We start from the raw sequence: 9,818 nt of genomic DNA, 5'->3' as shown, positions 1-9,818 counted from the left end.
CGTTTGATCCCGAAATCGCCCTTGCATAGGCAGGGGCGAGACGGTATCTACGCGGCGGCCCCACCTGTAGGGACACGCCATGCGTGTCCACGCGGCACCCGAACGGAATCCGGCGGCGGATTCACCCCGCAAATCCGGGCTTTCGTCGCACGCCCCTTGCCCCCCTCCGCCACAGGGCTATGCTCGCCTCACACCCTTGCCAGAGCCCGCCGCCGTGTTCGCCAGCCTCGCCCTGATCTTCCGCATTCTGGCTGCCTGGGCCCTCGCCATCGTGGTGGCGGGCTTTGTCTGGAGCGGCATCTTCCATGGCATGGATGAAGGCCCGGGCTGGGTATTCGCCCTGCTGGCCCTGTTCCTGATGATTTCCGCGCTGGGCAGCTGCATCACCCACCTGCGCCGGGTCTGGCTGGTGGCCGGCAAGCTGGACGCCACCACCCTGTCCAGCCGCCAGCGTCGCCAGATCGAAGTGCCGATGGACGCCGGCGCGGCCTTCGACGTGGTGGAAAAGGCCATCGCCGAACTGCCGCGTGTGGAAGACATCGAAAGCGCCGCCGGCAGCCTGCAGGTTCGCGCCTATGTGCGCCGCGTGGACCCTTACAACGGCCGCCCGCCGTCACGCTGGAACCTGCCGGCGCGGCTGGCGATCAAGCGCAACAGCGTGCTGGCCACGGTAACCCCGGGGCAGGGCACCTGCAGCGTGACCCTGCTGTTCGAACCCGATGCCGGGGTCTGGGCCGACCTGCTGGCGGTGGATGAAGGCAGCAACTACGAGAACGCCGAGGCGGTGAGCCGCGCCATCACCCGCCGCGTCGCCGAGCAGCGCCGCGACGAGCAGGCCGCCGCCGAGCAGACCGCCACCGAAAAGGAACTGTCGGTGGCGCGGCTGAACCTGCTGCACGCGCAGGTGGAACCGCACTTCCTGTACAACACCCTGGCCAACGCGCAGGTGCTGACCCGCACCGACCCGCCGCGCGCCGACCAGATGCTGGGGCACCTGATTCAATACCTGCGCAGCTCGCTGCCGAGCGTGGACGAGTCGATGTCCACCCTGGGCGTGGAGCTGGAGCGCACCCAGGCCTATCTGGAAATTCTGAAGATCCGCATGGGTGCACGCCTGGCCCTGCAGGTCGACGTGCCGCCGGCACTGCACGGCCTGCCGCTGCCGTCGATGGCGCTGCAGACGCTGGTGGAAAACGCGATCAAGCATGGGCTGGAGCCCAAGCCCGGTGGAGGCACCGTGTGGATCATCGCGCGCAGCTTCGATGACCATGTGACCCTGACCGTGGCCGACGACGGCCTCGGCTTTGGCCAGAGCACCAGCGGCACCGGCATCGGCCTGAAGAACCTGCGCGAACGCCTGCGCCTGACCTGCGGTGAGCGCGCCGGCGTGGCCATTGTCAGCAACTTCCCCAGTGGCGTCGCCGCCACCATCACCCTGCCGCGTGACGCGCGCGAGGCCATCCATGCAGCTTGATGCACTTATTGCCGAAGACGAAGACCTGCTGCGGCAGTCGCTGGTGGCGCAACTCGGCCGGCTGTGGCCGGAGCTGCGGCTGGTCGCCGAATGCGAGGACGGTGCCAGCGCGCTGGAGCGGTTGGCCGAACTGAAACCGGATCTGGCGTTCCTGGACATCCGCATGCCCGGCATCAGCGGCATCGAGGTGGCGCGCGCGCTGCCGGAGATCAGCCCGCGCACCCAGGTGGTGTTCGTGACCGCGTATGACCAGTACGCGATTGATGCGTTCGAGCAGGGCGCGATGGACTATCTGCTCAAGCCGGTCAGTGACGAGCGGCTGCTGGCCACTCGCGAGCGCATCTTGAGCCGCATGCAGCTGGGCCGGCCGGACAACGCGATGCTGGAGCAGCTGCTGCAGCGCCTCGGCCAGGCTCCCGGCGCACACAGCACTGCGCCGCCGCTGGCCTGGATCACCGCCAGCAATGGGCGCGACACCCAGCTGATCATGCTGGAAGACGTGATGTATTTCCGCGCCGACAGCAAATACACCACGGTGGTGACTGAAGCCGGTGAGAGCCTGTTGCGCACGCCGCTACGTGAGTTGCTGGAAGTGCTGGATCCGCAGAAGTTCCGCCAGATCCACCGTTCGACCATCGTCAACATGAAAGCGGTGGCGGCGGTGAGCCGCGACGATACCGGGCGCGGTCAGCTGCGGCTGAAGCAGCGCCCGGAAGTGTTGAACGTCAGCCAGCCGTTCATGAGCCTGTTCCGGGGGATGTAAACGAACAATGCCACCGTGATCGCCACGGTGGCATTGGGATCCCCCACGATTTTGATGTGTTACGTAGAGCGGGGCTTGCCCCGCTTGCCGGCCAGCGGCCGGCACTACCATCAGAACGCCGGCTGCAGATGCAGGTTATGCCGCCCGTCCTGCTCACCCACGTGATTCAGCTGGCCGACCAGTTCCGAATGCTGCTTCATGCGCCCGATCTCACGCATGATCCGGATGTCTTCATGCCGCAGCTCACGCTTGGCGGTCACCGCCTGCTTGTAATCCAGCACTTCCGGGTAATGCTGGGCCATGTCCAGCGCCTCGGCCACGCATTCCACCGTATCGGCGTCGCTGGTAATGCGCGCGCGGCTGTTGAACGCCTTCATCCAGCGCTCGAAGCCAGCGGTGTGGTCGAACATGTTGGCCATGAACCAGATCACGAACAGGATCGACACCCATGAGCCAAACACGATCACCACGCGGGTGAAGGTGATATGGAAGTCGTCCTTCCACAGGTAGTTGGCGATCAGCCCGAGGATCAGCAGCGAGGCCGCCTGCCAGCCCACGATGGAAGCCATCAGCCACTGCCCCTTGGCCTTGGCCAGGGTGCTTACTTCTTCACGGATCTGCTGTTCACTCTTGTTGCGCCAATGCGCGACCTGCTTCTCGAACGGGCTGCGATACAGCTCGTTGTCCTGGAGCAGCAATCCCAAACCTTTGAACAAAGCGATCATCACGAGCTCCTTGGGGAACGAGCGGTAGCGCATTGGACGTACGTATGTAGAGCCGGGCTTGCCCGGCTGCTCTTCAGCCGGATGTATTCAGTAGTAGCACTTTCATTTCGCTTGGCAATGGGCAGTGCGACAAAACGCCGCAGGGGTCATTTCTGAATGCGCGGCGAGACAAAAATATTGCGCACTGCGACATGAAAATCCCGCGCACCGTGCCGCAATTCCCACCTCATTCGTGCTGCATACGCAAATTTTTCAGCCAAGCGCGCCGCTTGCCATGGCCCCCCTGTCGCAGATCACGCAGAATTGACACAACCGCGCAGATCCGCGGCGTTTTCACCCCCCTCCGGACCCCCGCATGCCGTCACTGCTGCACCGACTTGCCACCCCTGCCACCGCGTCGATCCGGCGCTGGGTGATCGGGGCGTTCCCACGCGGCGAAAGCGGCATCGACTACGACCACCCGGTCGGCGACCCCGGCTGGTTCGGCCCGGACAGCGCCACCTGGCAGGTGCATGCCGAACTCCCGGGCATGCTGGCGGGCGGGTTGTGCGCGCTGATGTTGCAGACCCTGCACCCGCTGGCCCTGGCCGGGGTGTATGACCATTCCAACTTCCGCGGCGACCTGGTCGGCCGGCTGCGCCGCACCACTGCGTTCGTGGCCGGCACCAGTTACGCACCCAGCGGCGAGGTGGAGGCGCTGGTGGCCAAGGTGAAGCGCATCCACGTGCACGTGCGTGGCCACACGCCCGATGGGCAGGCCTATGCGGCGGATGATCCTGCGCTGCTCACCTGGGTGCATGTGACTGAGGCGTATGGCTTCCTGCAGGGATATCGACGCTACTGCCGCGATGCGTCGCCGGCCTTTGCGGACCAGTACTACAACGAGTACCGGCGGGTGGCGGAAGCACTGGGTGCGACGGATGTGCCGGCCAGCGAGGCTGAGGTCACCGCGTACTTCGCCGCGCAGCAGCCGCAGCTGCGCTTTGATGCACGCTCGCGCGAGGTGCTGGATGTGTTGTCCGGCATCCGGCTGCCGGTACCGATGGCCGGCGTGTCGCGCGACCTGTTCCTCGGCGCGGGCGCGGCGTTGCTGCCGGACTGGGCCGAGGCGATGCTGGAGCGGACGCCGTTGCAGCGGATGCAGGCTGCCGCGTCGGCCCGGATGTTGGCTGGCATGGCCCCGTTGTTCCGTCGCGCGTTGACCGACGGCACCGCGCCGCGCGCCTACGCACGCATGGGTGTCACGATGGATGGGCGGCGGCATGCACCGCGAAGCCACGCAGGGCGTGGCTCTACGTGAACCCATCACCCCGTAGAGCCACGCCCTGCGTGGCTGCACGGGATGCGGGTCACCTCACCTCACCACACCTTGACCCGCTTTTCCGGGGCCAGGTACAGCTTCTGACCGTCCTTCACCTCGAACGCCGGATACCACGCGTCCAGGTTGCGCACGGTCAGCGCACGGAACTGCCCCGGTGCATGCACATTGGTCAGCAGCGAATTACGCAGCGCCTGCTCGCGCGCCTTGCTGCGCCACGCCTGTGCAAAGCCCAGGAAGAAGCGCTGGTCCGGGGTGAAGCCTTCAATCGTCTGCCCCGGCTTGCCCTGCAGCGACAGCTGGTACGCGTCATACGCGGTGGCCAGGCCGGCCACGTCGGCGATGTTCTCACCCAGGGTCAGGCGGCCATTGACGTGCACGCCCGGGAACGGCTCGTAGCTGCTGAACTGCGCGGCCAGTGCGTCACCGGCGGCGGTGAACTTCTTCAGGTCGTCGGCCGTCCACCAGTTGTTCAACTTGCCGGTTTCATCGAACAGCGCACCGGCGTTGTCGAAGCCGTGGCTGATCTCGTGGCCGATCACCGCGCCAATCGCACCGTAGTTCACCGCGTCATCCGCGGCTCCGTCGAAGAACGGCGGCTGCAGAATCGCGGCCGGGAACACCAAGCGGTTTTCCAGCGGCACGTTCATCGCATTGATGGTCTGCGGCAGCATCGCCCATTCGCTGTGGTCGACCGGCTGGCCGAGCTTGGCGATGTTGCGCTTGTACTCGAACAGGCTGGCGCGCTCGGCATTGCCCAGCGCGTCGTCGCGCTTCACTTCAAGGCCGGTGTAGTCGCGCCACTTGTCCGGGTAGCCCATGCCCACGGTGAGGCCGGCGACCTTGGCCTTGGCATGCGCCTTGGTCTGCGGCGACATCCATTCCAGCGCGTCGATGCGCTTGGCGAAGGCGGCGATGATGTTCTTCGCCATTTCATCGGCACGCGCCTTGGTGGCCGGGTCGAAGTGCTTCTCGACATAGATCTTGCCGATCGCTTCACCCACCGCCGCGTTGCTGTCATCCACCGCACGCTTCCAGCGCTCGCTCTGCTGCGGGGTGCCGTTGAGGGTGGTGCCGTGGAAGGCGAAGCGGGCGTCGGCCAGCGCCTTGGGCAGGTACGGTGCGGCGCGGTCCAGCGCGTGGAAGGTCAGGTAGTCCTTCCACACGTCCAGCGGCTCGGTGGCGACCAGGCGCGAAATGCCGGCCACGGCCTTCGGCTGCCACACGATGAAGTCCTGCTGCTGGTCCAGGCCGGCGGCCTTGAGGAAGGCGGCCCAGTCCATGCCCGGTGCCTTGCCGCTCAGGTCAGCCTGGGTCCAGGCGTTGGCCCCCTTGGCCACGTCGTTGGTTTCTTCCTGGGTGGCGTGCACCTGCGCGATGCGGGTTTCCAGCGCGAGGATGCGCTGCGCCTTGCCGGCCGGGTCGGCCACGCCGGCCAGCTGCAGCACCTGCGCGATGTAGGCCTGGTACTGCTTGCGCAGTTCGGCCATGCGCCCACCCTGCAGGTAGAAGTCGCGGTCGGGCAGGCCCAGCCCACCCTGCACCAGGTACGGTGCGTTGCGGTCCGGCTGCAGCAGATCCACCGACACCCAGGTGCCGAACAGGCGGTCGGTGTAGAAGTTGGTGGCGTTGAGCAGGTCGACGTCGGCGCGCAGCGTGCCGCCCAAGGTGGATGCCAGTGCGGCCTTGTCGGCGATGCCGGCAATCGCGTCGAGCTCCGGCTTCACCGGGGCCATGCCGCGCGATTCGATTCCGGCTTCGTCCATGAAGGCGGCGTAGTAGTCGCCGATCAGCTTGGTCTCGCCGCTGGCCTTGGCGTCACCGGCGGCGCCTTCAAGAATGGCGCGGGTGTCGGCCAGGGTTTTCTCGGAAATGACATTGAAGCTGCCGAAGCTGGAGCGGTCGGCCGGAATCTCGGTGTTCTTCACCCAGGTGCCATTGGCGAAGCCGAAGAAGTCATCACCGGCGGCGATGCTGCGGTCCATGCCGGCGGCATCGAAGCCGAAGCTGCCCAGCTGGGCCTTGGGCGCGGCCGGGGTGGCCGGCGCGGTGTCGGCCGGTGTCGCAGCGGAGGGGGCGGCCTCGCGGTCGCAGGCGGCCAGGCCCAGCGACAGGCTGGCGGCAATGGCAAGCATCAGGGTGGGGCGGCGCAGCTTGGACATGCAACTTCTCAGGCAACGGGAAACCACCAAGTCTAAACCCGTGGTTGCGGCCGCAACTGCCCTTGTCTGGCGGGAGCTGTGGCCGGTTGTGTTGCCGCCAGTTATGTGAATACGGTCACAGACCTTCCCGCGCGCCGCGGGCTGGTGCATGCTGGGCCGGTACAGGCGTGCCAAGGCCTGGCTGACGGGGAATCGGCCGGAGCCGCATCAAGAAATTGAGACATTGGCCGCTCTCGTCTGCAGGACTCGGGAACTGTTTTCATGTCGTCAGCTGCGTGGGGGAGTATCAGGCAATGCCCGCGATGAACCGCGCCTTGGCGCGTCCCTTGCGGACCTTGGTATGGCTGGGCGTCGGCCTGGGCGTGCTGCTGGCCGTGGGCCTGGCGATCATGCTGGCCAACGATTACCAGCGCCGCCACGAAGCCGCGCAGCGGCAGAGCACGGCCATCTCCGCCGGCACCCAGCGCCTGCTGCGGCTGGAACTGCGCAACCTCGAGCGCGCCATGCGTGGTATTGCCGCCGACGGCGCGCAGTTGTTCGAGCGGGTGCCCAACCAGGCCCCGGACCTGCTGGACGAATCCGTGCAGGGCGTGCTGCAGCGCCACCAGGAACTGGACAGCATCGTGGTGGTGGACGAGTACGGCCGCGCCTTGACCAGCGGCAGTGGTGACCTGTTCCTGCCGCTGTGGGCGGTGGACAGCAACCGCGGCCAGCACAGCCAGCTGTACCTGGGCCCGCCGCAGCAGATGCCGGACCAGCGCTGGGTGCTGCCGCTGGCCCTGCGCATGGGCGACAACCGCTGGCTGTTGAGCCGTCTGCACACCGTCGAACTGCAGGCCATCATCAACGATCTGGACGTGGGCAGTGACGGGGTGATTTCGATCACCGACGGCGGCGGCTACATGCTGGCACGCAGCCCCGACCGCGCCGGGGCAGTGGGCAAGCGCTTCGGCCTGAAGCACCGCGACCGGCTGGGCCGCGACGCGGTGGTGCCGCTGGGCATCGAATACAGCCCGGTGGATCACGTGGAGCGCATTGCCACGCTGACCACGCTGGGTGACTACCCGCTGGGCGTGTACGCCGGCCTGGGTCGCCGTGACGTGCTGGCCGCGTGGTGGCCCTATGTGTACGCGTCGCTGGGACTGGTGCTGTTGTACGTGGGCGCATTCGCGCTGGTGTATGTGAGCCTGGGTCGCGCCACCCGCCGCCAGCATGCGATGAGCGAGGAACTGCGCACCGGCCATGCGGAGCTGCACATGGCGCACCAGATCGCGCAGATCTGCACCTGGACCGTGGACGAGGACGCCTCGCTGCTGCACTGGTCACCGATGGCGCGGCAGATCTTCAACATTCCCATCGACAGCCTGCCGGTGGCGGACTTCTTCAACCGCGTGCACCGCGAGGATGCACAGCGGCTGCAGGACGCGTTCCACGTTGCGTTCGCCAACAACGGCGTGCTCGATGAGATGTTCCGGCTGGTGCTGCCGGGCGGCAAGGTGCGCTGGCTGTCCGCGCGCGGCCAGCAGGTGGGCGTGGCGGAGGGCGAACGGCGCATGATCGGTGCGCTCTATGATGTCAGCGACCGCATTGAGATCCTGGCGCGCGCGCAGCAGGCCGAGCGCCAGTTCCGCCTGCTGTTCGACCGCAACCCGGCCCCGTTCTGGGTGTTCGACCCGGACACGCTGCGCTTCCTGGAGGTCAATGAAGCGGCAGTGAAGCAGTACGGCTACAGCCGCGAGGAATTCCTGTCGATGAGCATTCTCGACATCCGCCCGCGCGAAGGCTGGGACGAGATCCGCCAGGCCATTGCCAGCGCGACACCGGGCGAGACCCATGACGCGCAGGTGCGGCTGCACCGGCGCAAGGACGGCACGGTGTTCGAAGTACGCGCGCATCTGGCGCGGCTTGATTTCGATGGTCGCCAGGCCTGCCTGGTGCTGGCCGAAGACGTCAGCGAGCGCCTGGCCTACGAGCGCGACCTGGCGTACCACGCCACCCACAACGTGGCCACCGGCCTGCTCAACACGCGTGCGCTGGCCGCGCAGCTGGATGAGGAGGGCGGCAGCTACACGATTGCCTATGTGCAGTTCCGTGGCCTGCAATTGGTCGCCGACACGCTGGGCCGCGAAGTCGGCGATGTGGTGCTGCAGGCGATGGCCAAGCGCCTGGGCGGGCTGGGCGTGCGCTATGGCCTGCTGGCGTTCCAGCCGGCGGAGGATTTCATCTTCGCCATCCGCGATGACCACGAACGCCAGAGTGCGCTGGACACGCTGGTGCAGACGGTATCCGAGCCGGTACGCGGGCAGGACTGGCTGCACCAGTTCGAGCCGCGCATTGGTGTCGCGGTGAAGTTCGAAGGCGATGTGATCAGTGCCGAGCAGGTGATCGGCATGGCCGCACAGGCCGCGCACGCTGCGCGTGACGAAGGCAGCGTGATTGCGTGGTACGACAGCACGGTGAGTTCGCGGCTGGCCGAGCGGCTCCGTCTGGCCGGGCGCATCCACACCGCCATCGACAGCGAATTCCAGCTGTACTTCCAGCCGATCTGCCATGCCGCCGATGGCACGCCCGCGTCCCTGGAAGCACTGCTGCGCTGGCCGCAGGCCGACGGCAGCTTCATTCCGCCGGGTGAGTTCATCCAGCTGTGCGAGGACACCGGCCTGATTCTGGCGCTGGGCCGCTGGGTGATCCGCGAAGCGGCGCGTGCACAGCGCCAGCTGGTGGATGCCGGCTGGGACCTGCCGATTGCGGTGAACGTATCGGCGGTGCAGTTCTTCAACAGCGACCTGGTGGCCGAGTTCAACCGCGCCTGCCAGGAGTTCAACCTGGCGCGCGGTGCGCTGCATGTGGAATTGACCGAAAGCAGCCTGATGCGCAAACCGGCGCAGGCCAAGCAGACCATGCAGCGCCTGCACGAGCAGGGCATCTGCATTTCGCTGGATGACTTCGGCACCGGCTACTCGAACATGTCCTACCTGCAGCACCTGCCGCTGGACATCCTGAAGATTGATCGCAGTTTTGTCGCGGACGTGGAGATCAATCCGCGCAATGCCTCGATCTGCCGCGCGCTGTTGTCGCTGGGCCACAGCATGGGCCTGACCATCATCGCTGAGGGTGTGGAAACGCCGGGCCAGCAGCAATGGCTGGCCGCGCACGGCTGCGACCAGGTGCAGGGCTTCCTGCTGGGCCGCCCGGCCCCGCTGGCCGATGTGATCGGGCGGTTGGAGACGGAGGCGGAAGCGACCTGATTGGGGCGGGGGCTACGTGAACAGGATCATGGCTTTGACACGCATGGCGGTTTACGTGCACAGGATCATGGCTTTGACACGCATGGCGTGTCACTTGTGTCTCGGACTGGGCCCTGATCAGGCACAAT

Annotated in this window: 6 protein-coding genes; 4 read left to right on the top strand and 2 right to left on the bottom strand. The window is 66.6% G+C overall.

From position 1 onward, the window contains the following. Positions 1 to 214 precede the first annotated feature (214 nt). Both RT551_RS20260 and RT551_RS20255 read left to right on the top strand, forming a co-directional pair. A complete protein-coding gene (locus RT551_RS20260; protein ID WP_313461847.1) occupies positions 215 to 1,474 on the top strand; it encodes a histidine kinase in 1,260 nt (419 codons plus the stop codon). Next, complete coding sequence (locus RT551_RS20255; protein WP_313461845.1) at positions 1,464 to 2,237, top strand: LytTR family DNA-binding domain-containing protein; 774 nt, start codon at positions 1,464 to 1,466, stop codon at positions 2,235 to 2,237. Before RT551_RS20260 ends, RT551_RS20255 begins: the two co-directional genes overlap by 11 nt. Before the next feature lie 110 nt (positions 2,238 to 2,347). Here the strand turns inward: RT551_RS20255 and RT551_RS20250 are convergent, their stop codons facing one another. Further along, a complete protein-coding gene (locus RT551_RS20250; protein WP_313461843.1) occupies positions 2,348 to 2,962 on the bottom strand; it encodes a hypothetical protein in 615 nt (204 codons plus the stop codon). A 355-nt stretch (positions 2,963 to 3,317) separates the two neighbouring features. Between RT551_RS20250 and RT551_RS20245 the strand changes: the two genes are divergently transcribed. Continuing rightward, entirely contained in the window at positions 3,318 to 4,262 is a 945-nt protein-coding gene (locus RT551_RS20245) for an oxygenase MpaB family protein (protein ID WP_313461842.1), read from the top strand. A 59-nt stretch (positions 4,263 to 4,321) separates the two neighbouring features. Here RT551_RS20245 and RT551_RS20240 read toward each other — a convergent pair whose 3' ends face one another. Continuing rightward, positions 4,322 to 6,442 carry a M13 family metallopeptidase gene (locus RT551_RS20240; protein WP_313461840.1) on the bottom strand — a complete coding sequence of 707 codons (2,121 nt, stop codon included), beginning with the start codon at positions 6,440 to 6,442 and terminating at the stop codon, positions 4,322 to 4,324. 293 nt (positions 6,443 to 6,735) lie between these two features. On the opposite strand from RT551_RS20240, the gene RT551_RS20235 reads away from it, so the two are divergent. Then, the gene (locus RT551_RS20235; RefSeq protein ID WP_313461838.1) at positions 6,736 to 9,690 is read left to right on the top strand and encodes an EAL domain-containing protein; all 2,955 of its coding nucleotides are present in this window, start codon (positions 6,736 to 6,738) and stop codon (positions 9,688 to 9,690) included. The last annotated feature ends 128 nt before the right edge of the window (positions 9,691 to 9,818 follow it).

Source organism: Stenotrophomonas sp. (genome assembly GCF_032103445.1).
GTDB lineage: Bacteria > Pseudomonadota > Gammaproteobacteria > Xanthomonadales > Xanthomonadaceae > Stenotrophomonas.
Note: the sequence above shows the minus strand (reverse complement) of the source record. Positions and strands in the feature narration are given on the sequence as shown.

What these genes read in the sequence shown, in the direction of transcription:
- RT551_RS20240 (WP_313461840.1), bottom strand. Translation starts at nt 6,442, where the DNA reads ATGTCCAAGCTGCGCCGCCCCACCCTGATGCTTGCCATTGCCGCCAGC.
- RT551_RS20245 (WP_313461842.1), top strand. Translation starts at nt 3,318, where the DNA reads ATGCCGTCACTGCTGCACCGACTTGCCACCCCTGCCACCGCGTCGATC.
- RT551_RS20250 (WP_313461843.1), bottom strand. Translation starts at nt 2,962, where the DNA reads ATGATCGCTTTGTTCAAAGGTTTGGGATTGCTGCTCCAGGACAACGAG.
- RT551_RS20255 (WP_313461845.1), top strand. Translation starts at nt 1,464, where the DNA reads ATGCAGCTTGATGCACTTATTGCCGAAGACGAAGACCTGCTGCGGCAG.
- RT551_RS20235 (WP_313461838.1), top strand. Translation starts at nt 6,736, where the DNA reads ATGCCCGCGATGAACCGCGCCTTGGCGCGTCCCTTGCGGACCTTGGTA.